The organism is Zobellia galactanivorans (assembly GCF_000973105.1).
GTDB lineage: Bacteria > Bacteroidota > Bacteroidia > Flavobacteriales > Flavobacteriaceae > Zobellia > Zobellia galactanivorans.
Map to the genome: position 1 here is coordinate 809,539 of NC_015844.1, position 23,853 is coordinate 833,391.

A 23,853-nucleotide genomic window follows, 5' to 3' on the forward strand; every position below is an offset into this window, starting at 1 on the left:
CATTTAAAGGTGTCCCACTAAAGCAGAACACCCTTAAATACATTATTCTAATACAATAGATTAATCTATAATCTTGGTAACTTGACCAGCACCTACAGTTCTACCACCTTCACGGATAGCGAAACGTAGACCTACACTCAATGCAATAGGCTGAATAAGCTCTACTGTAATAGTAAGGTTATCACCGGGCATAACCATCTCTACACCAGAAGGAAGAGCGATGTTACCAGTTACGTCAGTCGTTCTTACGTAGAACTGTGGACGATAGTTATTGTGGAATGGTGTGTGACGACCACCTTCTTCTTTTTTAAGGATATAAACCTCAGCTTCGAATTTAGCATGCGGCTTAACAGAACCTGGCTTACAGATTACCATACCTCTGCTGATCTGGGCTTTTTCAATACCTCTCAACAAGATACCTACGTTATCACCAGCTTCACCTCTATCCAAAATCTTACGGAACATTTCAACACCAGTAATAGTAGAAGTCAATTTCTCAGCTCCCATACCGATGATTTCAACAGGATCACCTGTATTGGCAACACCAGTTTCAATACGACCTGTAGCAACAGTACCACGACCAGTAATCGTAAATACATCTTCAACAGGCATCAAGAAATCCTTATCAACATCCCTAGCAGGCAATTCGATCCAGCTATCAACAGCATCCATCAATTCCATTACCGTATCAACCCACTTTTGCTCACCGTTAAGGGCACCTAAAGCAGATCCAGAGATTACAGGTCCATTATCACCATCATACTCGTAGAAAGAAAGCAATTCCCTTACTTCCATTTCAACTAGCTCTAAAAGCTCCTCATCGTCAACCATGTCAACTTTGTTCAAGAATACAACGATTCTTGGAATACCAACCTGACGACCTAAAAGGATGTGCTCACGTGTCTGTGGCATAGGACCATCGGTAGCAGCAACAACAAGAATAGCACCGTCCATTTGGGCAGCACCAGTAACCATGTTCTTTACGTAATCCGCGTGACCAGGACAGTCAACGTGCGCGTAGTGACGGTTAGCTGTTTGGTACTCAACGTGTGAAGTATTAATAGTAATACCTCTTTCTTTTTCCTCAGGAGCATTGTCAATAGAATCAAAGCTTCTAAGTTCAGACAAACCTGCATTCGCTAATACTGTAGTAATAGCAGCAGTCAATGTTGTTTTACCGTGATCTACGTGTCCAATAGTACCTATATTCAAGTGCGGTTTGGAACGATCAAAAGTTTCCTTTGCCATTTTTAATAAATTTTAATCTTAGTTATATATTAGTGTACAAATAATGCCTTAGTTGAGCCAACGACGGGAATTGAACCCGTGACCTCTTCCTTACCAAGGAAACGCTCTACCCCTGAGCTACGTCGGCTTATTAGGTTCAAGGTTCAAGGTTCAATGTTTTTCTGATCGGAACCATACAACATTACCTTGGTTCATTAGAGCGGGAGACCGGGTTCGAACCGGCGACATTCAGCTTGGAAGGCTGACGCTCTACCAACTGAGCTACTCCCGCAAATTATAATACTACAATATTTCAAAACCCGAATAAAAACCAGGCTTTTTAAAAAAAGTGGGGAGAGCAGGATTCGAACCTGCGAAGACATAGTCAGCAGATTTACAGTCTGCCCTCGTTGGCCGCTTGAGTATCTCCCCAAAACATTTTTTTTAAAGAACTTTTAGAGCCGATGGAGGGACTCGAACCCACGACCTGCTGATTACAAATCAGCTGCTCTAGCCAGCTGAGCTACATCGGCCTTTCCACGCTATTTTCAGCATAAAAAAGTCCGCTATTTCTAACGGACTGCAAATGTATACGTTTTTTTGTTTATTCAAAACAAAAATTAGAATTTTTTTTATCAAGCTTGCACCCTTGATTTCTCCTTGTGTTTTATCAGCTTTCTTTCCAGCGAGTTACAACATGAGTCAATTGCCTCCTCAAAAGTCTTACATTGCTTTTTTATTACAAATTTATCCCCAGGGATATTCAACTTTATCTCCACTATTTTATTTTCCTTCGAACTTGTATTCTCCACCTTCAAATACACATCGGAACTAATGACCTTATCATAAAAGGTCTCAAGCTTATCCATTCTGTTCTGCAAAAAATCGATGAGTTTTCGATCCGCATTAAAATTTACTGATTGCGCATTTACTTTCATAGGTTATAGTTTTTTATATTAACAATGAAATTGATCTCACTACTTCTTGGCCCGTGGGTGAGCCTTGGCATGCACCTTTTTCAATTCAGCTATACCATTGTGCGTATACACTTGGGTAGAAGCCAAACTCGCATGCCCCAACAACTCTTTGACCGAATTTATATCGGCCCCTTTGTTGAGCATATGCGTAGCAAAGGTATGTCTCAAGATATGGGGACTCTTTTTCACCTTGGACGACACCTTACTAAAGTACTTATTTATTAATCGATAAACAAGGGTTTCATATATTTTGTCACCGGATTTCAGCAAAAAAACATAGGTTTCATCGGACACTTTCGGCAAGGCCTCCCGCTTAACAAAATATTGGGAAAACAAATCAACCGTAGACCGCAATAAAGGCACTATACGTTCTTTATTCCGTTTACCCAGCACCTTGATCGATCGAGCAGGCAAATCAACGTCATACAGCTTTAAATTTACCAATTCGGCCCTCCTGATACCCGTGGTATAGAACAGCTCTATAACCAACCGGTCACGAACACCTTCAAAGTCATCGGAAAAGTCCACCTGAAAAAGGGCATCTTCCATTTCCTTTTCCGAAAAAGGAACCTCTATTTTCTTCGCCGTTTTCAAGGCTTTATGTTTTGCCAGGGGATTTACCGAAATACCCCCTATTCCTTGCAAAAATTTATAGTAAGCCTTTAAGGCGGCCATCTTCCTGTTTATCGTTCGGTTCGAAATACCGGACTCAACCAAATCGACCACCCAAGTTCGAATTACGGAATACGACACCCCATCTATAGCCCCACTCCCGTGACGCCGGGCACAGAAATCGATAAAAGACCCAATATCCTTTTTATAAGCATTTACGGTATGCTCCGAATAATGCTTCTCCAAGGAAAGATATGATATAAACGACTCTAGCGCCATGTTACGAAGTTACCTTTAAATCTTAAGATTCATCTAACGCTAAATTTAAGGATAGATTGTAAAACATCCTAAGACATATCCCAAACAAAAAAAATCCCATCTAACGATGGGATTTTCTTATTTGTACACTTAGTAAAGGATATTAAATTTCTTCTTTATCCCTTAAACCTTGAATGTATTCTGCTTTTTGTATCTGCGCTCTGCGCTCAACGGAGGGTTTTGTGAATTGCTGACGCTTACGTAATCTACGCATCGTACCCGTTTTATCGAATTTACGCTTGAAACGTTTCAAAGCCCTATCGATGTTTTCTCCTTCTTTTACTGGTATAATTAACATTGGCTACTACCTCCTCTCTTTAGAATTAAGGCTGCAAATATATAAACTTATTTAGAATTGAGCACTACTTGTTTTTAAATTATTTGTCAATTTTTAACAGCACTCCTTTATTTACAAGTCATGGCTAGTCTTTAGGCAGACGATATTCTTTTTTATCTATGATGATTTTAGCGATAATTTCCTTGAGAATTTCAGAGGTACCCCCTCCTATCGGCCCTAATCGGCTATCCCTGAACATACGAGCCATAGGATAATCTTCGATATACCCGTAACCTCCTAAAAACTGCAAGCAATCATAGGCGACCTTATCGGCCATTTCCGTAGATTTCAACTTTGAAATAGTAGCTTCACGTACCACATACTCCCCTTTGTTCATTTTGTAGACGACCCCATAATTGTACTGCTTACACAGATCCATACTGGCATGGCCGTCGACCAACCTATGCCTGAGGGCCTGATATTGATTTATAGGCTTCCCGAAAGTTTCCCTTTCGGACATATATTGCATAGCGTACTCAAGGGCATATTCGGCCCTTGCATGGGCATTGATTCCCATAACCAAACGTTCCAAGGCAAAGGCCTCCATTATAAAGGTAAACCCCTTGCCCTCGCACCCCATTAAATTCGAAGCGGGAACCCGTACATTATCAAAAGCCAATTCCGCCGTATCCGAGGCACGCCAACCCAATTTATTGAGCTTACTGGCCGAAACCCCTTTACTATCCAAATCGACAATAAAGATACTTATCCCTTTGTTTCCTGCGGACGGATCGGTTTTTGCGGCAAGTATGCAATAATCGCCGTACACCCCATTCGTAATAAAGGTCTTTGAACCGTTGATGATATATTCATCCCCATCTCTTACCGCCGTTGTTCTCATTCCGGCCACATCACTGCCACCGAAAGGCTCAGTAACCCCCAGACAGCCGATTTTCTCCCCATTGACACTTGGGGTCAAATACGCCAGCTTCTGTTCGTGGTTGGCATTTTTGTTCAGATGCGTCATAGCCAAGTAAGCATGCGCCCACATTGCGGCGGCAAAACCACCGGAATTTACCCTTTGAAGCTCTTCCAAGAATATTACGGTATAAAAGAGATCCAATCCTAATCCCCCATAGGCTTCATCGGTTGCAAGGCCGAAATACCCCATTTCACCGAACTTTTTCCAAATAAAAGACTCTATGGTGCCGGTAGCTTCCCATTTATCGATATGGGGAATCACTTCTTTCGACAAAAAATCCCTGAGACTCTCTCTAAATAACTGATGTTCTTCAGTAAAGTACATGCTCTGCATAGCAATTCAATTTATAAGGCCAAATATAACTTAATTCTATCAATCTTCTCTATTGGAAAATTCTCGATTTTTGACAATTCATCAAAAGAAACAAGGTTTCCATTAACGTTTCTGTAATTTACTATGCTCTCAGCGACTTCTTTTTGAATATATACTAATTTTGACAAGCTTTTGGCCGATGCCGTATTAATGTTAATTTTTTCAACAACGGGCTTTTTCAACACTTGAAAGCGCTCTAATGTGCGCTCGACCACCTCAGGTTTTAGCCCGTAAACATCATAAAGCTGCTCATTGACTAGAAATCCCCCGAGCCGATTCCTGAACTTTACGATTCTGGCGGACAAGGTTTCCCCAATCCCATTGACCTCTTGAAGTTCTTGGGCCGTTACTTCGTTCAAATCGCGAATCCCAAGATTTGCCCCATACTCCCTTTCTGGAATACCCGATACGGTAACTCCCTTTTGAACCCTTTCTTTCTTTCGGACCCAGTCGGGAAATTTAAAATATGGGGATATGGCCCGAAGCAAGGAATCGGAAACTCCGGTTACCTTTTGAAACCCTTCTACGGAATTGACAAATTTACCTGCTTTCCGGAACCGGTGCAACCTATCTATTTCATCTATGGACATTCCTAAGGTATACCCTTTGTAATCGGTAATGTAATTGGGATTGAACGGATATATCTTCACCGAGTCCTTTTGCTGCGACCTAACCTTTAAGCTATCGATTTCAGACTGAAGCCGGGAATCTAGCCAAAAAGAGCTATCGCCGCTTTCAGCGGTTACACTACGAAGGATAAAAAAACCGATTTGAAGGGCTATTATTATGAACAACAAATAAAAAATCCCACTTCGTTCCTGTTTATTGAACCTGAAGTGGGATTTAAAATTTTCCATACGCATGCAATGCGCCAATATTACTTAGCGGCTACCTGCTTTTTAAAAAGCTCGTTCGCCTTTAATTTTTTCCAGTAAGAATTCAAATCCCCCTTAACCTCACCGGACATAATATAGAGACCGATAATATTAGGAAAGGACATGGCCAAGATCATCATATCCGAAAAATCGAGTACGGCCCCTAAACTTACCGAAGCACCTACTACTACGAATACCAAGAAAAGCATCTTGTATACCATTTCAGATTTTTTGCTCTTCCCAAAAAGATAGGTCCAAGCACGCATACCGTAATACGACCAAGAAATCATGGTCGAAAAGGCGAAAAGGAATACCGCCAAGGCCAAGACATAAGGAAACCAAGAAATCTGGCTTCCAAAAGCATCGGAGGTCAACTGCGCACCGGCCAAGCCCTCAACCTCGTGCATACCGGTAAAAATCAATACCAATGCCGTAAGGGTACACACCACTACCGTATCTATAAAGGGCTCTAGAAGGGCCACGAAGCCTTCAGATGGTGGATGATTGGTTTTTGCCGTACTATGTGCAATAGCGGCGGAGCCTACTCCCGCCTCATTGGAGAAGGCCGCCCTTTGAAAGCCTATCACCAGCACACCTACAATCCCCCCTTTTAGGGCCGATGGGTTAAACGCCCCTTCGAATATGGCCGAAAACGCCGGTCCGATATTCTGTATATTCATAATGATAACGGCCAAGGCCGCTACAATATATATTGAAGCCATGATCGGCACTACCCGACCGGTAACCTTTGCAATACTGTTGATTCCCCCGATAATAACGACACCCACAAGAATGGCGGTTATAACACCGAACCAGAAACCTTGACCTTCCAAGGCGGGAAACTGGCCCGCCAATTGTTCGAAAGATTGGTTGGCCTGAAACATATTGCCCCCGCCAAAAGATGCACCAATGGCCAAGACGGCAAAGAAGCCTGCCAATATCTTACCAAAGCCCTTCATATTTCGCTTTTCAAGACCGTATCTCAAATAGTTCATCGGACCTCCAAAGACCCTACCGTCAGGAAGGATATCGCGATACTTGACCCCTAGGGTACATTCCACGAACTTAGAGGACATCCCTAGCAAACCACAGACGATCATCCAAAATGTAGCTCCCGCCCCTCCTAAGGACACGGCTACGGCCACACCGGCAATGTTACCCAAACCTACGGTACCCGATACCGCCGTTGCCAAAGCCTGAAAATGGGTTACTTGACCGGGCGCATCCGGATCGTCGTATTTTCCTTTGGCCAAGTCAATGGAATGCTTAAACCCTTTAATGTTTATAAAGCCCATTCGCAGCGTAAAGAACGTAGCTCCGAAAACCAACCAGATAACAATAAAAGGTATACCATTGGAAATCGGATCACCGTTCGGGTGTTGCATTGCCACAGGCTTATCGTATTTTATTTCCGCAAGGTAATGGGCCCCTTGCTCGATAACGTGCTTTGCGTTTTCTGAATTATAGATAACCTTTCCTTCGTCGACCAAATATTTCAACTGGCCATTGGCAGGGGCTACAACCGTAGTATCGGCCTGGCCATTACTGGAAATCACCGCTATCTTATCTCCTTTTTGAACCTTTTCCCCTTCAGCCTTAAGCCACTTTTTGAGAACAAACCTATCTTGAATATTACTGGTCCAACCCGGTGTTCCTACCAATTTGACATCGGCATAAACTATGGGGTCGTAAATACCCACTGCCGCAAAAGGATCCCAAAACAGTACCGATCCAAGGGCGCTCACCGCAGGGGTCATGGTACCGTTAAAAATCTCTACTATTGCCTCGGGCTTCACTTTAAAGGTCTTGGTCTGGGAGTTACCGGCAGCATCGGTTACCGTTAATGTATAAGGTATACCTTCTACCAGTCCACTTGACCTTTTTGAAGTTAAAGAAGTTGCTTGATTGCTCCACTTATAGGTATAAGGAGGGGTACCTCCTGTTACATCTGCTTCAATTACACCGTCATTTATTCGAGGGGAAGGATTATAGACTTTGCCTTTTACGACAAGTTCTTGGGAAAAGGCTACTACACCTAGTAGCAAAAAAAACAATAAGGTAAATTTCTTCATATTAATCTTTGTAGGTTCGATGCTGTATCAGTGGTTTTAACACAATTGCAGCAATATCATAAAAAATAGTAACACAATCAAATAATAATGTTGAATTAACGCAGCTCGGCGCTAGCCAATTCTGAACATTTCATTTAGTTTTCGTATTTGTTCGGGCCTTCCCAAGACGATTACCTTACTCTTGGGTTGTAATTGCAGGTCCGCTTCGGGATTGATGATATAATTACCATCAGGCTCTATATAACCGATTATCGTACAGCCCGTTCGCTTTCGAAGGTCCAAATCCCTAAGGGAGTTGCACTCTACCTGGTCTTTAAAATCTTCGATAGCCACCTCCTCAAGATTGGTGGTGTGCTCCCCCTCCACTCCCAACTTATCCATAAAGGTGATAAGGTCGGGCATTACGATCAAGGAAGCCATATGGTCGCCCCCGATCTTATCCGGCATAATCACCTTATCGGCTCCCGCCAAAAGCAATTTTTTCTGGGAGGTGACCAAAGACGCCCGCGTAACAATAAATAGGTCTTTGTTCAATTGTCTCGCCGACAACACCACAAAAAGGTTGGCCGCATCATCGGGAAGCGCTGTAATCAAGTGTTGGGCACGATCAAGGCCCGCAGCCAAAAGTATTTCATCTTCATTGGCATCGCCTTCGACAAATAAAAGCTCCTCCTCGTATTTTTCAATAACCTCCCTATCCTTTTCTATAACGACGAATGGCTTTTCATACGCCCTTAAACGCTCAACGGCCTGCATTCCGTTCCTACCGAAACCACACACTATGACATGTCCGGAAAGGCTATCTATCTTATTTTTCACTTTTTTCCTTTTTAATTCCTGTAGCGAACTTCTGCTCAAAATATATTCGGTAATGACCGAGATGGCAAATGCAAAAATAAAAACGCTCAGTACGATTAAAACTACGGTAAATATTTTTTCCTGGGTATCCATTGGACCTACCTCGGAGAAGCCCACGGTAGTCACCGTAATAATGGTCATATAGAGCGCATCTACCCAAGTAAGGTCGGACAAGTAGCGATACCCGAAAACACCGAGCGACAACACGCCCAACATCAACGCCAACGCGATATACACCTTAGACCTGAATAGTTGTATCATTATCATAGATCAAAAACGGAAGTACGCTTGGTATAGACCAAGTCTTTGATGCGCAACCAAAAGGCCAAAAACAAGTACAGTGCAAAACCGAAACCCAAGGTTACGAACGTCAGGTAAATAAAGGATGTTCGTACGACCCTGGCCCGTATACCCAACCTCTCGGCTATTCTACGGCACACCTCAAAACCGCGTTTCTGAAAATAATAAAGCAATTTATAGAAGAGGTTCATAATGATGTTTGAAACTATATGGAAGGCCGACTAGAGCGTTTTTTCAAAATCTTCAAAGCCAAATTTAACCATTTCAACGCAATAAATTGGTTCCCACTACACATTGTAGGCATTTGTTTTGGGTACAGTACCCATTGTACAACTGCAATAAAGCCTGGCTTTCTTTAGCATTTAATGGCGCTATGCCCATTTTTCCGAAGTTCGAAACAACGGTATTCCCTTCCTTCTTTATTTCGGATATCACCTCAATTATTTGCTCGTTAATATCCACCCCCCTGTGTTTGGCATAACAGAATTGCAACGGAAGAATGACGTTTATCACCAATAGGTCAACAAACTTTGATGTGAGCTTTTTCGCCTTTTTTCGCGATTCCTTGCCAAAAGTATAATGGCTGTCCCAATAAGCACTGGCCTTGACATTAAATATAGCATAAAGCTCTTCTAGGCTTATCGCCGAGATTACCTTATGAAACAAACTTTGGTGCATGGCGTATAAATTGGCCAGTTGCGACAATCGCACCGTGGGAAAATTAGGCGGCCTAAGCTTAAAAAAATCCGGTTTTTGAACACCGGCATCGCTTAATCCGTATTTGCGCTTTTGATAGGCATACTCTTTTTTGAGTTCTATATAATAGTCATCCAAAACCGTATCGTCTTCCAAGAGATGGGCCATACCGAACAACAAGCTCTCCATTTGAAAAATGCTGTCTTGCTGTTTTCTAAAAATGGAAAATTCAAGGGCAGCCCCCAAGCTTAAAAAAGCCGCACCGTTAATTTTGAGTCCAAATCCCTTCAAAAGGAAAGTAAACAGTACTTGCTCCCAATCGTTGTTCGATTTTTTCAATAGGTCGAATACAAACCCGGCCTTGGATTCGAGCCGTTCAAAATAAAGACGCTCCAACCAATTCTTCATCAAGAAGTCATCGAAGTCCCCTATATCCTTTTCGCAATTAATAAAGTGTACATTTTTCCTATCGAACAAACTTTGATAGGTCTGCAAGAGCTGCAAAGGAATGTACTTCCGCAACTCTAATGTAGGTATGAGGCTATTGTCTTTTCTAAAAACGTCACCGTCGTCTTCCCAAACTACATGTAATATGACATTATTATAGTTGGTATCTTGCTCGTGGTGGTGGGCATACCAATCGGAAGATTTTAGGTGCATCTCGACATTACCGGCCCACACTTGGCCACCTATGTCTATTTGGGCATTAAAAAAATCAGGACCGGCTAGGTGATTGTGCCTACCGAAATCGATAATGGACAAACTTTCCCCTTGGCTCGTCCGCAAATCGGAAAGCCTTAGTTTTTTATATTTCCATATAAAATGAAGAAGGTCTTCGCGCATAGAAACGATCTGTTTTTGCAACGCACAATTTATACACAAAAAATATAAATTCTAAATCATTAAAAAAAATAAGGCCCCGGCGGTACATTATAAAGTACTGACCGGGGCCCATTATTTTTCCAACAACACCAAACCCAAGCTATGGAGGTAGGTTTGACAAGAAGGCACTAATCGCCTTCTACCGCACCATCCCAATTCATGAACCCACCTTCAAGGTTATAGGTATTCTCTATACCTACACTGTTCATAATGGCACAGGCTTGACCACTTCGGTTACCGCTTCGGCAGTATACATAGTAGTTCTTACTTTTGTCAAGCTTCTCGATTTCGTTCAAGAAGTCTTGCCCAAGGTAAAAATCTATATTGATGGAATTGGGTATATAACCCTCCTCTACTTCTTCAGGAGTCCTAACATCTAGAATAAGTGCATTGTCATCTTTTTCCAGCTGCTCTTCCCAATCTTCTTGTGATAAATTCATAATCTAATTTTTATCGCTATTGCGGATGTCCATTTAAAAAACCAAAATTACGGATTTTGAACCAAAGGCATTTCCTAAATATTTAACAAAAAATTATCTATCGGAAATTTTAACGATCTGAACTTTAGATATACATTTGTATATACAATTGTTGTAGAGACATGAATGTGGAAGATATTTTAAAGACCGAAAAAGAAATTCCCCTAAAAAGCCGTACACTGATCCATTTTTTATTGGTCAACAATACGGTAACGGAAGCTTTGAGCGCTGCCCTCAAACCTTACGGTGTGTCATTACAACAATTTAATGTACTGCGCATCTTAAGGGGCCAGAAGGGCAAACCCGCGAGTTTGGCGACACTTAATGAACGTATGGTCTCTAAAATGAGTAACACCACCCGTTTGGTCGACAAACTTTTGTTAAAAGGCTATGTCGACCGAAAGGTTTGTCCTTCGAACCGACGAAAGGTCGAGATACGTATAACAAAGGAAGGCCTGAACATATTAAAAGAAATGGACCGATCAATGACCGAGGCAGAAGACCTTATATTAAGGAACCTATCGGACCAGGACATGGAACAACTGAACACATTGTTCAACAAATTTTAAATAGAAACACTAATTATTCATTTTAAATCTAAACATCAATTATGAAAAAAGGAGTATTAAGTTTGGCACTGGCCATGGTATTTGGCGTAGCAATGGCTACAGAGCCGACAGTTGGAGACAAAAAGGAAGTTAAGACCGAATCAAGTACGATTACTTGGAAAGCATACAAAGTAACCGGATCACACTATGGTACGGTAAACCTTAAATCAGGTTCATTGATTTTTGATGGTGACAAGCTAACCGGTGGTGAATTTGAGGCCGACATGACTTCTTTGGTCGCCCTAGACCTTGAAGGCGAATCAAAAGGAAAATTGGAAGGTCACTTAAAGTCCGAAGATTTCTTTTCTACCGAAAAGCACACCAGCTCCAAATTGGTCTTTACCAAAGTAAAATCCACTGGTAAAAATGCGTACGAAGTAACCGGAGACCTTACGATTAAAGGTATTACCAAACCCGTTACCTTTGATGTATCGGTTTATGGCAGCAAAGCTACCGCTTCAGTAAAAGTAGACCGTACCGCTTATGACATTAAATACGGATCGGGTAGTTTCTTCGAAAATTTAGGAGACAAGACCATATATGACGAGTTTGACCTTGTTGTTGACCTAGAATTCTAAATTAGCTCAACAATAGCATATTAAGCCCTACCTTCGTCATGAAGGCAGGGCTTTTTTTTCAAACAATCGGTTTGTGGTTTTAAAAATGATTTCTATATTTGACCCAATGAACAGAAATAACGTAAATACTTGGTGGTGGAACAACTCTCGACAGACATCGTGAGCTGAGCATCATTGTAGTAAAACTATATAAAGGCTTGTCATCACGACAAGCCTTTTGCATTTGAATACTATCAAAATGAAGTACAAATTAAAATCTTATCACAAAAGAATTCTGGCCGATACTATTACCCCGGTAAGTGTCTACCTTAAGATTCGCGATCGTTTCCCGAACAGCATTTTGTTGGAAAGTAGCGATTACCACGCCACCGACAATAGTTTTTCGTATATCTGTTGCAACCCTATTGCATCGATAAAGGTCGAGAACGAAACCATTGTGGAACGGTTTCCCGACCAGACTTCGTACGAAACGCAAATCAATGCGAACACCGACGTCGTAAAGGTCATTCACGACTTTAGTAAAAAGTTCGAGGCCGAAGAAAGCGATTTCAAATTTATCAACAACGGTATCTTCGGCTATATGGCCTATGATGCCGTACGCTACTACGAAGATGTTGAAATCGGTAAAAAAGATGATTCGGTGGCCATACCCGACATTTATTATGCGGTATACCAGAATATTATTGCCATAGACCACCATAAGAACGAGGCCTATATTTTTGCCCACTGTTTCAACACCGATGAAAACACGGCCGAAATAGCGCACATTTTAAACGTACGCACCTTTGCTTCGTACAATTTTTCCCTCGACGGCGAAGCCACCTCCAATCTACAGGATGAAGAATATCGGGAGCACGTGAGATTGGCAAAAAAACACTGTCAACGTGGCGATGTTTTTCAACTGGTACTTTCCCGTAGGTTTTCCCAAGGGTTTAAGGGAGATGAATTCAACGTATACCGTGCACTACGCTCCATCAACCCATCACCCTATCTGTTCTACTTTGATTATGGCGATTTCAAAATCTTCGGAAGCTCTCCGGAAGCACAGCTCATCGTAAAAGAGGGCAAGGCCGAAATCCACCCGATTGCCGGAACCTTTAAACGCACCGGAAACGATGAACAAGATGCCATTCTGGCCAAGGAACTCACCGAAGACGACAAGGAAAACAGCGAGCATGTTATGTTGGTCGACCTGGCCCGTAACGACTTGAGCAGGAACGGCAGCATGGTAGAGGTTACCAACTACAGGGAGGTACAGTTCTTCTCCCATGTCATTCATTTGGTATCTAAGGTTGTGGGGCAAAAAAAGAAAGATATCCCTACCATGAAAGTGGTGGCCGACACCTTTCCCGCAGGTACCTTGAGCGGCGCCCCAAAACACATGGCCATGCAACTCATCGAAAAATACGAAAAAACCAGTCGCGGCTACTACGGTGGCGCCATTGGGTTTATGGACTTTGACGGCAATTTCAACCATGCCATTATGATCCGTACCTTTTTAAGCAAAAACCATCAATTGCATTATCAGGCCGGTGCAGGCCTTGTTGCCGCATCAGATCCCGAAGACGAACTGCAAGAAACCTATAACAAATTGGGCGCATTGACCAAGGCCTTGAAAATTGCCGAAAGCATATAACGATGAAAAAGATTTTAGTAATAGACAACTACGATAGTTTCACCTATAATTTGGTCCATTATTTAGAAGACCTGGATTGTGAGGTAATCGTAAAACGTAACGACCAATTGACCTTGGATGAAGTCGAGGCCTTTGACAAGATCGTTCTTTCCCCAGGTCCGGGAATACCCGATGAAGCCGGACTCCTAAAGGAAATTATTGCCAAATACGCCCCTACCAAAAGTATTTTTGGGGTTTGTCTGGGCCAGCAGGCCATAGGCGAGGTCTTTGGCGGTTCCTTGATCAACCTCGACGAAGTGTACCACGGTATCGCCACCGAAATCACCATCACCAAAGACGATCCCAATTTTGAGGGTTTACCTAAAAAAATAAAAGTAGGCAGGTACCATTCTTGGGTAGTCGACCCGAATTTGCCCGAAAGCCTTGAAGCCACTTCGGTCGATGAAAACGGACAAATCATGTCGCTACGCCATAAGGTTTACGATGTTTCCGCCGTTCAGTTTCACCCCGAATCGGTCTTGACGCCCGAAGGCAAAAAAATTCTCGCCAATTGGCTAGGGAAGTAAACCGGAACAGCACAGGAATCGATTTAATACGTACCCCATTGTAGTAAGAACAAGACCATGAAAGACACATTAAACAAGCTCATCAATCACGATATTCTCCCCAAAGAGGAAGCCAAACAGGTATTGGTAAACATAGCCAAAGGCGAATACAATACGAGTCAGATCGCCGCATTCTTAACGGTTTATATGATGCGCAGCATTACCATCGAAGAACTCGAAGGTTTCCGCGACGCCCTTTTAGAACTGTGCTTGGCGGTAGACCTTTCGGAATACGACCCGATCGACCTTTGTGGAACGGGCGGTGACGGAAAAGACACCTTCAATATTTCCACCTTGGCGTCGTTCGTTACGGCGGGCGCAGGCGTAAACGTAACCAAACATGGCAACTACGGTGTTTCTTCCAAATGCGGGAGCAGCAACGTCATGGAATTCTTAGGGATCAAATTCAGTAACGAAGCCGACTTCCTAAAAAAATCGATCGATCAAGCAGGTATCTGTGTCCTTCATGCCCCCTTATTTCACCCTGCCATGAAAAACGTAGGCCCGATCAGAAAAGAACTGGCCGTAAAGACCTTTTTCAATATGTTGGGCCCCATGGTAAACCCGGCCTTTCCAAAGAATCAAATGGTCGGTGTCTTCAACCTCGAACTGGCCCGTATGTACGGCTACCTCTACCAGAATACGGATAAGAAGTTTACCGTACTCCACGCCTTGGACGGCTATGATGAGATTTCGTTGACCGGCAATACCAAAACCATTTCCAACAATTCGGAGAGCATGTTGAAACCCGAAGATTTTGGCGTAGAAAAAATAGAACAGTCGCAAATTGTCGGTGGCGACTCCATCGAAGATTCGGCCCAGATATTCTTAAATGTACTGCAAGGCCGAGGTACGGAAGCCCAGAACAATGTAGTCTGTGCCAATGCGGGAATTGCCATTGCCACGGTAAAGAACCTGAGTCCGAAAGAAGGTTTTGAACAAGCCAAGGAATCGTTATTGGCCGGAAAAGGACTAAACGCATTGAAAAAACTGCAAGAATTGAGTAAAAACTAAACAAGGGCACCAGGGCCCATTGAAGATGAACATTCTAGACAAAATAGTAGTCGACAAACGCAAGGAAACAGACTTAAGAAAGTCGCTTATCCCCGTTTCCCAATTGGAAAATTCGGTCTTGTTCGCACGTGAAACGGTTTCTTTGGGCAAGGCCCTGCGCAACAGCTCAACCGGTATCATTGCCGAGCACAAGCGACGTTCGCCCTCAAAATCGGAAATCAACCAAGGCCTGAACGTTCAAGACGTAGCCCGCGGGTACGAAAATGCAGGCGTCTGTGGCATGTCCGTTTTAACCGACGGGAAATACTTTGGCGGTTCGTTGGACGATCTGTTATTGGCCCGTGCTTCCGTACGCCTACCCTTATTGCGAAAAGAGTTTATTATAGACGAATATCAAATTATAGAGGCCAGGGCCCATGGTGCCGATGTGATCCTTTTGATCGCCGCTATTTTATCGAAGGAGGAAATAAAAACCTTTTCGGAGTTGGCCAAAAGCCTAGACCTAGATGTACTGTTAGAGGTACACAACGAAGCCGAACTACAGAAAAGCATCATGCCCAGCCTCGACATGCTGGGCGTAAACAATCGAAACCTAAAGACTTTTGAGGTGAGTCTAGATACTAGCAAATCGCTTTCAAAACTCATTCCGGACGAGTTCGTAAAAGTATCGGAAAGCGGAATCAGCTCAATAGAGGCCATTAAAAATTTAAAGCCTTACGGGTATCAAGGGTTTTTGATCGGGGAAAATTTTATGAAAACGGACAATCCCGGCGAAAACGCCAAGGAATTTATCAAACAATTGTCGTAATTGCGACCCAATGCCATGACTCAAATGGACTATCATTACACGACCAAAAAATCAGGGCCTTCTACCATAGAAAATGCCCCGATCAAGCTGAAGGTGTGTGGTATGAACAAAAACACGACCGAAATTGCCGGACTAAGACCCGATTATCTCGGCTTTATTTTTTGGGAAAAATCCAAACGACATTTTACAGGGCCAATGCCCCCCGTACCCCATACGGTAAGGAAAGTCGGCGTATTTGTCGATGCCAGGATTCAAACCGTTGTCGAACGCATACAAGACCACGACCTTTTGTTGGTGCAACTGCACGGTTCGGAAACGCCCGAATACTGCGCCGAGCTCAAGCTGAAAGTAAAACACATTGGTATCATCAAAGTGTTTTCCATCAAAAACGAGTTTGATTTTGGTATATTAAAGCCATATGAAACCGTATGCGATTTCTTTCTTTTCGATACCAAGGGGAAATTGCCCGGGGGAAATGGTTATGCCTTTGATTGGGAAGTTTTAAAAGACTACCCCTCTACCAAACCTTATTTTTTGAGTGGCGGTATCGGATTGAACGAAGTAGATTCCCTAAAGAAATTCATGACCCGGCCGGAAGCAAAGTACTGCCACGCCATAGACGTGAACAGTAAGTTTGAAATAGAACCGGGTTTAAAGGATGTTGAAAAAGTAAAAGAATTTAAAAGAGTACTTAGTATCGAGTAAAACGTATGAGACCCTACTTTTTACTTTGTACTACGACTTCATATTAACTACGAATTGTTATGAAAACCTATCAAGCGGACGAAAAAGGATATTACGGGGAGTTTGGCGGTGCCTATATTCCTGAAATGCTATACCCCAATACCGAGGAACTTCGGCAGAATTATATCCGTATCATGGAAGAGCCTTCCTTTAAAAAGGAATTTGACCAATTGCTCAAAGATTATATAGGACGCCCTACCCCGCTCTATTTTGCAGATCGGCTTTCAAGAAAATACAACACTAAAATCTACCTGAAGCGCGAAGATCTTTGCCATACCGGTGCGCACAAGGTCAACAATACCATTGGGCAGATCCTAATGGCCAAAAAATTGGGCAAGAACAGGATCATTGCCGAAACGGGTGCCGGCCAACATGGGGTGGCTACCGCAACGGTCTGTGCCCTTATGGGCATTGAGTGCATCGTTTACATGGGCGAAATAGACATTGCCCGTCAAGCTCCCAACGTGGCCCGTATGAAGATGTTGGGTGCCGAGGTCAGACCTGCGCTTTCGGGCAGTAGAACCTTAAAAGATGCCACCAACGAAGCCATTCGCGACTGGATCAACAACCCTGTAGACACCCATTACATTATCGGTAGTGTGGTCGGGCCGCATCCCTACCCCGATATGGTAGCACGGTTTCAGTCGGTAATCTCGGAAGAGATCAAATGGCAGTTGAAAGAAAAGGAAGGACGGGAAAATCCCGATTACGTAGTGGCCTGTGTGGGCGGGGGAAGTAATGCGGCGGGAGCCTTCTATCATTACCTAGATATCCCGGAAGTAGGCATCATAGCCGTTGAAGCCGCCGGAAAAGGAATTGACAGTGGCGAAAGTGCAGCCACCTCGGCCTTGGGAAAAGTGGGAATCATTCACGGTAGTAAAACCTTGTTAATGCAGACCAATGACGGACAAATTACCGAGCCCTACTCCATTTCCGCAGGATTGGATTATCCCGGGGTCGGACCCATGCATGCCAATTTATTCGCATCGGGCCGCGGGGAGTTTATTTCCATTACCGATGACGATGCCATGAACGCCGGCTTGCTCTTGTCTAAAATGGAAGGTATTATCCCGGCTATTGAATCTTCGCATGCACTGGCCATCTTGGAACACCGAAAGTTCAAGCCCGAAGATATCGTAGTGATCAACCTATCGGGGCGTGGCGATAAAGACCTCAACAACTACATCGAATATTTTAATCTATAAAATACTTGGGCAAGATCTTACGGACCCTATAAAACGGCATCCCGAACGAACTTGCCCATCCTATTAAAAAGGAAAAACAGAATTTGAAACTATGGGAAATAGAATCAACAAAAAACTGAAGGAGGAAGGCAAATTGCTTTCCATCTATTTTACGGCCGGCTATCCCAAACTGGGCGACACCGTAGAAATCATACAGCAATTGGAGAAAAACGGCGTCGATATGATCGAAATAGGCCTCCCGTTCAGTGATCCCCTGGCCGACGGCCCCACCATTCAACAAAGTTCCACGGCGGCCCTTAAAAACGGCATGACGACCGAAATTCTTTTCGACCAACTGAAAGATATCCGCCAATCGGTTTCCATTCCGCTTATTATCATGGGCTACTTTAACCCCATGCTTCAATACGGCGTAGAGGCCTTCTGTAAAAAATGCCAGGAAATTGGTATAGACGGACTCATCATTCCCGATCTGCCGGTAGATGTCTATCATGAAGAATACCAAGAGACCTTTGAAAAATACGGCCTGATCAATGTATTCTTGATAACCCCACAGACTTCCGAGAAACGCATCCGGTTTATAGATTCGGTTTCGAACGGATTCATTTACATGGTAAGCTCGGCTAGTGTTACCGGGGCACAATCGGGTTTCGGCGATGCCCAGCAAGCCTATTTTCAACGCATTGCCGATATGAACCTAAAAAATCCCCAAATCGTAGGTTTCGGCATCAGCAATTCAGAAACTTTCGAACAGGCTACAAAATCGGCCAAAGGGGCCATTATCGGTTCGGCCTTTATCAAACATTTAAACGGTCATGGCGTGGATGGAATTGACAAGTTCATCGAAACCATCCGCTAGTTTTTTTTGACAAAAACATCAAAATATGAAAGACCTTATCAACAACGGGAAGCTTCTATTGCTCCTCTGCCTTACCCTGGGTCTGGCCCCCTTTTTCCCCGAACCCCATATTTGGGGTAAAATCAAGTGGATTACGGGCGGAGCAATAGGTATGCAGCCCAAAGATTGGTTCGATGTGGTCTTACATGGTTTTCCCTTTGTCTTATTAATTCGATTTTTAATACTGAAAATCGGTAAATCCCGTTCTCAATAGAGTACAAGGTCTTAACGGCCGTTACTATGTACTTAATTGTTTACGCCATGAAGCGATATACCCTCGTTCTTTTCTTTCTTATTATCTATTGGGGCCATGCCCAAGAGATCAAGGTTATAGACAGCAAAGACCGCTCCCCCGTTTCCTTCGCGACCATATCGTTTGGTGACGGACTGGGTACCTTTGCCGACGAAGAAGGTCTTTTTGTATTTTCCTCCCAAAAATACCCCGACATAGATACGCTCTATATTTCGGCACTTGGCTATTCGGAAAAAGCAATCTCGATTCCAAAAGACAATACCCCCGAACCCCATATCGTGGCACTTGCCCCAGAGGTTTCACAACTTGGCGAGGTTATCGTTTCCGCTCCAAAACAAGGAAAATTCAAGTTGAGGAAGCAAAAACCACAGACCCATAAAGACATTTTTGCCTGTTGGTTGCCTACCGTGGAAAGTGAAATAGCCGTGCTCTTTCATCGCTATGAAGGCCAGGTTTCTCAAATATCAAAACTCTACTTGCCCGTCAATGCCGAATCGGAATACAAAACCAAGGGAAAGGGAAAGTTCGCCACCATATTCAGGGTGCAGTTCTACGAAAACAACAATGGAAGCCCCGGTGCGGGCATTCCCTACGAAAATGTAGTTTTTGCCATGGACGAAAAAGCCGACAAGGTTTTTGAACTCGACCTATTGTCCAACTCCATTTTCATTCCCGAGTCGGGACTTTTTGTTTCGATTCAAGTTTTAGGCTATGCCGATAAAGACGGAAAATTGGTAGAGACCAAAAAATACCGTGAGATAAAAACGGCCCGTGGCATCCAAAAAATATCGACCTCATTTAGGCCCTTGTTGCCCTTTATAAAAGGAGAGGCTACACAACGTACTTTCGTACGGCGCATTTTCTTCAACAATAAAAAATGGCAGGTCTTTGACCGGAACTATAATCCCAACTCAAAACTGCTCCAAACCGGACATCGCAATTACGGTATGGGCGCAGAGTTCAAGGTTTACGAGGATTAGGGCATCCCCAAAAAACAACATATTCGTTTATAAACAAAAAGCCCTTACTTTAAAAGTAAGGGCCTTTGTTTTACGCCGAGTTTCTACTCGCGTTAATATTGCCGTAGAGCGAACGCGTTACGATTTTTTCGTACTCGTCCTTAAAGCTCGTGTCTTGCCCTATTCTCTGCAAGGCAAACTGTTGGATTACCAAGAGCGGAAGAACAATATTCTCACGTATTTTTATCGACTCACGGGAAACTGCCTCGTTTTCCATCAAAATCTTGCTTCCGGAAATCAAAAGCAACATTTTCTTAGACAGTTGGTACTCTTCATGAAGGATGTTCCAAAAATCTCCGTACTCCTCATCTTTCTGCATATAGGATGTGAGCTCAAAATAACACTTGGACAACGACATCATACTATTGTGCATCAAGGCTTTAAAGAAAGGCACCTCTTTGTACAATTTCTTAAGTTCAGACAACCTACCTTCATTTTTAATGGTCTGTATAGCGGTACCAATACCAAAATAACCCGGTACGTTCTGTTTCAATTGGCTCCAAGAACCAACAAAAGAGATGGCCCTAAGATCGGTAAGTTCCAATTTTTTCTTATTGCCCCTTTTCCCCGGTCTACTACCTATATTGGCTTTCTGATAGTACTTTAACGTACTACGGTTCTCCAAGTAGGGAATGAATTTATCATGGTTCTTAAGTGCATCGTACTTTTTGAAGCTCAACTCAGAAAGTTGCTCTATCAATTTTCTGTGCTCTTTTGAAATCACGTTCTCTTTACCGAAAAGGTTGTTTGAAAGACCGGCCGTCAAGAGTTGCTCACTGTTATGGATAAACTGCTCCTTGGTACCATAGGTACTGGTTATGGTCTGTCCTTGAATGGTCAACTGTATTTCATGATTGGCAATGCTCTTGGTCTGGGCCGCATAAAAGCGGTGCGTTTTACCACCACCACGTGCCGGTGGGCCACCACGTCCGTCAAAGAAAATAGCGTTGAAGCCATTTTTATCACACACCTTGGACAAGGTTTCCTTGGTCTTGAAAATAGCCCAGTTGGCCTTTAAATATCCACCATCTTTTGTACCATCGGAAAAACCGAGCATAATGGTCTGGTTGTGATTTCTTCTTTCAAGATGCGCCTTATAATCGGGTAAATCGAAAAGCGTTTGCATGGTTTTTTCGGCCCCTTCCATACCGTTCATGGTCTCGAACAAGGGTACGATATCGAAAGTGATCTCTTCTTTCTTCCACCCGCACCATCGGAACAGTCCAAAAACGAACAGTACCGAAAAAATATCTTCCGAATTACTGATGATATAGCGATTGCATCCCTCTTCCCCATTGGCATCTTGAATACTCTTCAACTGCTTGATGTTGGTGATGGTATCTTTAACGATATCCTCGGAATAATCACTGGCATTGACCTTAAGGTCTTTATTGATCAAAAGATCGACCAAGGCTTCTTCTGAAAGCTCGTCAACACTTTCTTTGATCAGTTTATTGTTCTTCAATATACTCTCGGTCGCCAATTTGTGCTTGCTATGATCTTGTCTGACATCCAAGGTGGCAAAATGGGTCTTGAATATCTTCACCTTATCGATAAAGTTCTCCAATTCCTTTAAGTAAAGGCTGTGATATTTATTGATCAACAACTCCTTAATATCAAGAAGTGGTTGCAAGATATCGTTATAGCCCACGGTTTTCTTTGAATCGAACATGGCGGTATACAAGTTGCCACGGAGTTTTTGGATAGGCTCCTGCAAATCTTTGAAGGTCAATTTTTTCTGAATGATCTTCAAATCATTGTAGTAACACTTCATCAAATTGATACGAAGCTCATCGGCCACGTCTTTTGTAATATCGGCCGTTACAAAAGGGTTTCCGTCACGGTCACCACCGGGCCAAAAGCCCAACTTCATAATATTGTGATTCTCGAAGTCGTCCTTTTTTATATTTTCTTTGATATAAGCATACAAGTCCCCTACGGCATTGTAATACACATGGCGTAAAAAGTAAATGATATTTTTAGCTTCATCCAATGGGGTAGGTTTTTTTGAATTGATCAAAGAAGTCAGCCCCAACTGCTGTAAGGTAATATCAATATCGTCTATCTTATCCTCTAAAATAAGCGATCGCAATTCTTCGATGATATCGAGTACGGCCGGGGTATAAAACTGTGTAGGATGGGCCGTTAACACAAGGCGGGCACTGAACGAAGAAAGTTTTTTAGACACCTTGTCCCAACTCTTGTTCTTATTTACCAATTGAAAGTAGTCTTTGATCGATAACGACTGTGTATGCTCTTGTAGCTTCGGAAAAGCTGCATCTTCAACACTATCGTACAAAACCACCTGTCGCTCAACGTACTGAATAATCTTGAACATAAAATCGATCTGTTCTTTTTCAGAATCGATATGCGCGTAGTTCTCAAAGAACTTTTCAAGAATTTCCTGGGGGTTAAGTCCTGAACCCAATCCTTTCTGACATTGATCCAACAACAATGGTATAAGCATACCCACGTTCTCGATATTGCGATACGGCAAATTCAAGAACAGACTATTGTAGACATTAAACTTGTTGTTGACCGACTTCTTAAACTCAACCAATCTTTCTATATGCGGCATAGGTTATTTAATATTTAAAAGGAATACTTATGGTTTTCGACCTGTAAATATCGGTAATAATACACGACTACCGACACTTGAACGTGTCTTATAACAAAAATACCACACTACACCACAAAAACAACAGCCTTGACAACAATAATTACCCCACAAGGGTATAACGGGCTACATTTACAATGTAATTAATACGGATTTAAATTTTTTCATTTTCATATAGTGTTCTCGTAAAAGAGTCTTGTCGAAACCGATAGGGCTCTTTTTAGTTTACAGCTATTCCAATGGTAATTCCAAAGTAGAGGGATATCTTAGGAAAGAAAAAAATCGCGGTATTGGAGCACTCGAAAATCAAGGGTATTAAAATCGGCATCGGCAGCCTTCATTCTTTTGTAGGAAGCCAAACTACCCACCGCCCTATTTGCGGCACCCGATGGCGCCGTCAGGGAGACGGTCTGTATCTTCCGACCCGTTTCCGGGAGTTGAAATTGATATATTCGCGGCACCTCTTCCGAAATGGTTTCCAACTTGACCCCTATGGGTTTCAACAGCTTCCTGAAAAAATATTCAGGACCGTTTTTGCTATTACCGCCCATAAATAGTACGGTCTTCAGGTTCCGATAACGCTCTAAATAATGCAGTAAATTTCTTAGGCGTACATTCTGCATACCCAAGTCGGAAGCGTCTACCTTATCACGTTCGGCACTTTCAACAATATCGCAGACCCCGATCTTATTGGCCAATAAAAAATTCTTGCGTTGTTCAATGGCCAAATGGGTGTTTTCATACACTAGGCCCAAATCGAAAATGCGGTCTAGAATAGGCCAGAGCATGCCGTTTCTACTACCATAGCAGAAATCGACATCATCGGCCTTTAGTTCACCTGTCGTAAACCGCGGGGGCGGAAGCGTTCCTACAATGAGTTTTTCTGCCTGCTCAAAAACAAAAGGTTCATAAGGATGCGTGTGTAAGAACATAGATATATAATA

The 23,853-nt window shown here is 43.0% G+C and carries 24 protein-coding genes and 4 tRNA genes; 11 read left to right on the forward strand and 17 right to left on the reverse strand.

Annotated elements, in window-relative coordinates; all coding sequences use genetic code 11:
• Positions 1–60: 60 nt before the first annotated feature.
• The 15 genes from tuf to ZOBGAL_RS03100 form a co-directional block, all read right to left on the reverse strand.
• Positions 61–1,248, reverse strand: a complete 1,188-nt coding sequence (tuf, locus tag ZOBGAL_RS03030; protein WP_013992033.1) for an elongation factor Tu — start codon at positions 1,246–1,248, stop codon at positions 61–63.
• 55 nt (positions 1,249–1,303) lie between these two features.
• Positions 1,304–1,375: transfer RNA gene (locus ZOBGAL_RS03035), tRNA-Thr, on the reverse strand.
• A gap of 71 nt (positions 1,376–1,446) precedes the next feature.
• Positions 1,447–1,519: transfer RNA gene (locus ZOBGAL_RS03040), tRNA-Gly, on the reverse strand.
• 58 nt (positions 1,520–1,577) lie between these two features.
• Positions 1,578–1,659: transfer RNA gene (locus tag ZOBGAL_RS03045), tRNA-Tyr, on the reverse strand.
• Positions 1,660–1,686: 27 nt separating this feature from the next.
• Positions 1,687–1,760, reverse strand: a tRNA-Thr gene (locus ZOBGAL_RS03050).
• A gap of 102 nt (positions 1,761–1,862) precedes the next feature.
• The gene (gene hpf, locus ZOBGAL_RS03055) at positions 1,863–2,165 is read right to left on the reverse strand and encodes a ribosome hibernation-promoting factor, HPF/YfiA family (RefSeq protein WP_013992034.1); all 303 of its coding nucleotides are present in this window, start codon (positions 2,163–2,165) and stop codon (positions 1,863–1,865) included.
• A 39-nt stretch (positions 2,166–2,204) separates the two neighbouring features.
• On the reverse strand, positions 2,205–3,095 hold the full coding sequence (locus tag ZOBGAL_RS03060; protein WP_013992035.1) for a tyrosine-type recombinase/integrase: 891 nt from the start codon (positions 3,093–3,095) through the stop codon (positions 2,205–2,207).
• A 142-nt stretch (positions 3,096–3,237) separates the two neighbouring features.
• Complete coding sequence (gene rpsU / locus ZOBGAL_RS03065) at positions 3,238–3,432, reverse strand: 30S ribosomal protein S21 (protein WP_038234876.1); 195 nt, start codon at positions 3,430–3,432, stop codon at positions 3,238–3,240.
• Positions 3,433–3,556: 124 nt separating this feature from the next.
• The gene (locus ZOBGAL_RS03070; RefSeq protein ID WP_013992036.1) at positions 3,557–4,726 is read right to left on the reverse strand and encodes an acyl-CoA dehydrogenase family protein; all 1,170 of its coding nucleotides are present in this window, start codon (positions 4,724–4,726) and stop codon (positions 3,557–3,559) included.
• Positions 4,727–4,737: 11 nt separating this feature from the next.
• Positions 4,738–5,622 (reverse strand): ComEA family DNA-binding protein, encoded by an 885-nt coding sequence (locus tag ZOBGAL_RS03075; protein WP_046287313.1) that lies wholly within the window; start codon positions 5,620–5,622, stop codon positions 4,738–4,740.
• 20 nt (positions 5,623–5,642) lie between these two features.
• Positions 5,643–7,712: an amino acid carrier protein gene (locus tag ZOBGAL_RS03080; RefSeq protein ID WP_013992038.1), complete on the reverse strand. Its 2,070-nt coding sequence runs from the start codon at positions 7,710–7,712 to the stop codon at positions 5,643–5,645.
• Between the two features lie 111 nt (positions 7,713–7,823).
• A complete protein-coding gene (locus ZOBGAL_RS03085) occupies positions 7,824–8,831 on the reverse strand; it encodes a potassium channel family protein (RefSeq protein WP_046287721.1) in 1,008 nt (335 codons plus the stop codon).
• A 2-nt stretch (positions 8,832–8,833) separates the two neighbouring features.
• Entirely contained in the window at positions 8,834–9,061 is a 228-nt protein-coding gene (locus ZOBGAL_RS03090) for a PspC domain-containing protein (RefSeq protein WP_013992040.1), read from the reverse strand.
• Between the two features lie 73 nt (positions 9,062–9,134).
• Entirely contained in the window at positions 9,135–10,409 is a 1,275-nt protein-coding gene (locus ZOBGAL_RS03095; protein WP_046287722.1) for a DUF2851 family protein, read from the reverse strand.
• Between the two features lie 167 nt (positions 10,410–10,576).
• A complete protein-coding gene (locus ZOBGAL_RS03100) occupies positions 10,577–10,891 on the reverse strand; it encodes a rhodanese-like domain-containing protein (RefSeq protein ID WP_046287314.1) in 315 nt (104 codons plus the stop codon).
• 158 nt (positions 10,892–11,049) lie between these two features.
• On the opposite strand from ZOBGAL_RS03100, the gene ZOBGAL_RS03105 reads away from it, so the two are divergent.
• The 11 genes from ZOBGAL_RS03105 (at position 11,050) to ZOBGAL_RS03155 (ending at position 20,253) form a co-directional block, all read left to right on the forward strand.
• Positions 11,050–11,496, forward strand: coding sequence for a MarR family winged helix-turn-helix transcriptional regulator (locus tag ZOBGAL_RS03105; RefSeq protein ID WP_013992043.1), 447 nt, complete (start codon positions 11,050–11,052; stop codon positions 11,494–11,496).
• A gap of 41 nt (positions 11,497–11,537) precedes the next feature.
• A complete protein-coding gene (locus ZOBGAL_RS03110) occupies positions 11,538–12,113 on the forward strand; it encodes a YceI family protein (RefSeq protein ID WP_013992044.1) in 576 nt (191 codons plus the stop codon).
• A 238-nt stretch (positions 12,114–12,351) separates the two neighbouring features.
• On the forward strand, positions 12,352–13,749 hold the full coding sequence (locus ZOBGAL_RS03115) for an anthranilate synthase component I family protein (RefSeq protein ID WP_013992045.1): 1,398 nt from the start codon (positions 12,352–12,354) through the stop codon (positions 13,747–13,749).
• 2 nt (positions 13,750–13,751) lie between these two features.
• The gene (locus ZOBGAL_RS03120; protein WP_013992046.1) at positions 13,752–14,315 is read left to right on the forward strand and encodes an anthranilate synthase component II; all 564 of its coding nucleotides are present in this window, start codon (positions 13,752–13,754) and stop codon (positions 14,313–14,315) included.
• Positions 14,316–14,372: 57 nt separating this feature from the next.
• Complete coding sequence (gene trpD, locus ZOBGAL_RS03125) at positions 14,373–15,368, forward strand: anthranilate phosphoribosyltransferase (protein ID WP_013992047.1); 996 nt, start codon at positions 14,373–14,375, stop codon at positions 15,366–15,368.
• Between the two features lie 25 nt (positions 15,369–15,393).
• A complete protein-coding gene (gene trpC, locus ZOBGAL_RS03130) occupies positions 15,394–16,176 on the forward strand; it encodes an indole-3-glycerol phosphate synthase TrpC (protein WP_013992048.1) in 783 nt (260 codons plus the stop codon).
• A gap of 24 nt (positions 16,177–16,200) precedes the next feature.
• Positions 16,201–16,881: a phosphoribosylanthranilate isomerase gene (locus ZOBGAL_RS03135; protein WP_231854790.1), complete on the forward strand. Its 681-nt coding sequence runs from the start codon at positions 16,201–16,203 to the stop codon at positions 16,879–16,881.
• Positions 16,882–16,940: 59 nt separating this feature from the next.
• Positions 16,941–18,125: a tryptophan synthase subunit beta gene (gene trpB, locus ZOBGAL_RS03140; RefSeq protein WP_013992050.1), complete on the forward strand. Its 1,185-nt coding sequence runs from the start codon at positions 16,941–16,943 to the stop codon at positions 18,123–18,125.
• Between the two features lie 91 nt (positions 18,126–18,216).
• Positions 18,217–18,981: a tryptophan synthase subunit alpha gene (trpA, locus tag ZOBGAL_RS03145; protein ID WP_013992051.1), complete on the forward strand. Its 765-nt coding sequence runs from the start codon at positions 18,217–18,219 to the stop codon at positions 18,979–18,981.
• A 25-nt stretch (positions 18,982–19,006) separates the two neighbouring features.
• On the forward strand, positions 19,007–19,234 hold the full coding sequence (locus ZOBGAL_RS03150) for a hypothetical protein (protein ID WP_013992052.1): 228 nt from the start codon (positions 19,007–19,009) through the stop codon (positions 19,232–19,234).
• 26 nt (positions 19,235–19,260) lie between these two features.
• A complete protein-coding gene (locus ZOBGAL_RS03155) occupies positions 19,261–20,253 on the forward strand; it encodes a carboxypeptidase-like regulatory domain-containing protein (RefSeq protein WP_231854791.1) in 993 nt (330 codons plus the stop codon).
• A gap of 70 nt (positions 20,254–20,323) precedes the next feature.
• Here ZOBGAL_RS03155 and ZOBGAL_RS03160 read toward each other — a convergent pair whose 3' ends face one another.
• Positions 20,324–22,870, reverse strand: coding sequence for a phosphoenolpyruvate carboxylase (locus ZOBGAL_RS03160; protein WP_013992054.1), 2,547 nt, complete (start codon positions 22,868–22,870; stop codon positions 20,324–20,326).
• Positions 22,871–23,175: 305 nt separating this feature from the next.
• Positions 23,176–23,841, reverse strand: a complete 666-nt coding sequence (locus ZOBGAL_RS03165; RefSeq protein WP_013992055.1) for a uracil-DNA glycosylase family protein — start codon at positions 23,839–23,841, stop codon at positions 23,176–23,178.
• Between the last annotated feature and the right edge of the window lie 12 nt (positions 23,842–23,853).

What these genes read in the sequence shown, in the direction of transcription:
- tuf (WP_013992033.1), bottom strand. Translation starts at nt 1,248, where the DNA reads ATGGCAAAGGAAACTTTTGATCGTTCCAAACCGCACTTGAATATAGGT.
- hpf (WP_013992034.1), bottom strand. Translation starts at nt 2,165, where the DNA reads ATGAAAGTAAATGCGCAATCAGTAAATTTTAATGCGGATCGAAAACTC.
- ZOBGAL_RS03060 (WP_013992035.1), bottom strand. Translation starts at nt 3,095, where the DNA reads ATGGCGCTAGAGTCGTTTATATCATATCTTTCCTTGGAGAAGCATTAT.
- rpsU (WP_038234876.1), bottom strand. Translation starts at nt 3,432, where the DNA reads ATGTTAATTATACCAGTAAAAGAAGGAGAAAACATCGATAGGGCTTTG.
- ZOBGAL_RS03070 (WP_013992036.1), bottom strand. Translation starts at nt 4,726, where the DNA reads ATGCAGAGCATGTACTTTACTGAAGAACATCAGTTATTTAGAGAGAGT.
- ZOBGAL_RS03075 (WP_046287313.1), bottom strand. Translation starts at nt 5,622, where the DNA reads ATGGAAAATTTTAAATCCCACTTCAGGTTCAATAAACAGGAACGAAGT.
- ZOBGAL_RS03080 (WP_013992038.1), bottom strand. Translation starts at nt 7,712, where the DNA reads ATGAAGAAATTTACCTTATTGTTTTTTTTGCTACTAGGTGTAGTAGCC.
- ZOBGAL_RS03085 (WP_046287721.1), bottom strand. Translation starts at nt 8,831, where the DNA reads ATGATACAACTATTCAGGTCTAAGGTGTATATCGCGTTGGCGTTGATG.
- ZOBGAL_RS03090 (WP_013992040.1), bottom strand. Translation starts at nt 9,061, where the DNA reads ATGAACCTCTTCTATAAATTGCTTTATTATTTTCAGAAACGCGGTTTT.
- ZOBGAL_RS03095 (WP_046287722.1), bottom strand. Translation starts at nt 10,409, where the DNA reads ATGCGCGAAGACCTTCTTCATTTTATATGGAAATATAAAAAACTAAGG.
- ZOBGAL_RS03105 (WP_013992043.1), top strand. Translation starts at nt 11,050, where the DNA reads ATGAATGTGGAAGATATTTTAAAGACCGAAAAAGAAATTCCCCTAAAA.
- ZOBGAL_RS03110 (WP_013992044.1), top strand. Translation starts at nt 11,538, where the DNA reads ATGAAAAAAGGAGTATTAAGTTTGGCACTGGCCATGGTATTTGGCGTA.
- ZOBGAL_RS03115 (WP_013992045.1), top strand. Translation starts at nt 12,352, where the DNA reads ATGAAGTACAAATTAAAATCTTATCACAAAAGAATTCTGGCCGATACT.
- ZOBGAL_RS03120 (WP_013992046.1), top strand. Translation starts at nt 13,752, where the DNA reads ATGAAAAAGATTTTAGTAATAGACAACTACGATAGTTTCACCTATAAT.
- trpD (WP_013992047.1), top strand. Translation starts at nt 14,373, where the DNA reads ATGAAAGACACATTAAACAAGCTCATCAATCACGATATTCTCCCCAAA.
- trpC (WP_013992048.1), top strand. Translation starts at nt 15,394, where the DNA reads ATGAACATTCTAGACAAAATAGTAGTCGACAAACGCAAGGAAACAGAC.
- ZOBGAL_RS03135 (WP_231854790.1), top strand. Translation starts at nt 16,201, where the DNA reads ATGGACTATCATTACACGACCAAAAAATCAGGGCCTTCTACCATAGAA.
- trpB (WP_013992050.1), top strand. Translation starts at nt 16,941, where the DNA reads ATGAAAACCTATCAAGCGGACGAAAAAGGATATTACGGGGAGTTTGGC.
- trpA (WP_013992051.1), top strand. Translation starts at nt 18,217, where the DNA reads ATGGGAAATAGAATCAACAAAAAACTGAAGGAGGAAGGCAAATTGCTT.
- ZOBGAL_RS03150 (WP_013992052.1), top strand. Translation starts at nt 19,007, where the DNA reads ATGAAAGACCTTATCAACAACGGGAAGCTTCTATTGCTCCTCTGCCTT.
- ZOBGAL_RS03155 (WP_231854791.1), top strand. Translation starts at nt 19,261, where the DNA reads ATGTACTTAATTGTTTACGCCATGAAGCGATATACCCTCGTTCTTTTC.
- ZOBGAL_RS03160 (WP_013992054.1), bottom strand. Translation starts at nt 22,870, where the DNA reads ATGCCGCATATAGAAAGATTGGTTGAGTTTAAGAAGTCGGTCAACAAC.
- ZOBGAL_RS03165 (WP_013992055.1), bottom strand. Translation starts at nt 23,841, where the DNA reads ATGTTCTTACACACGCATCCTTATGAACCTTTTGTTTTTGAGCAGGCA.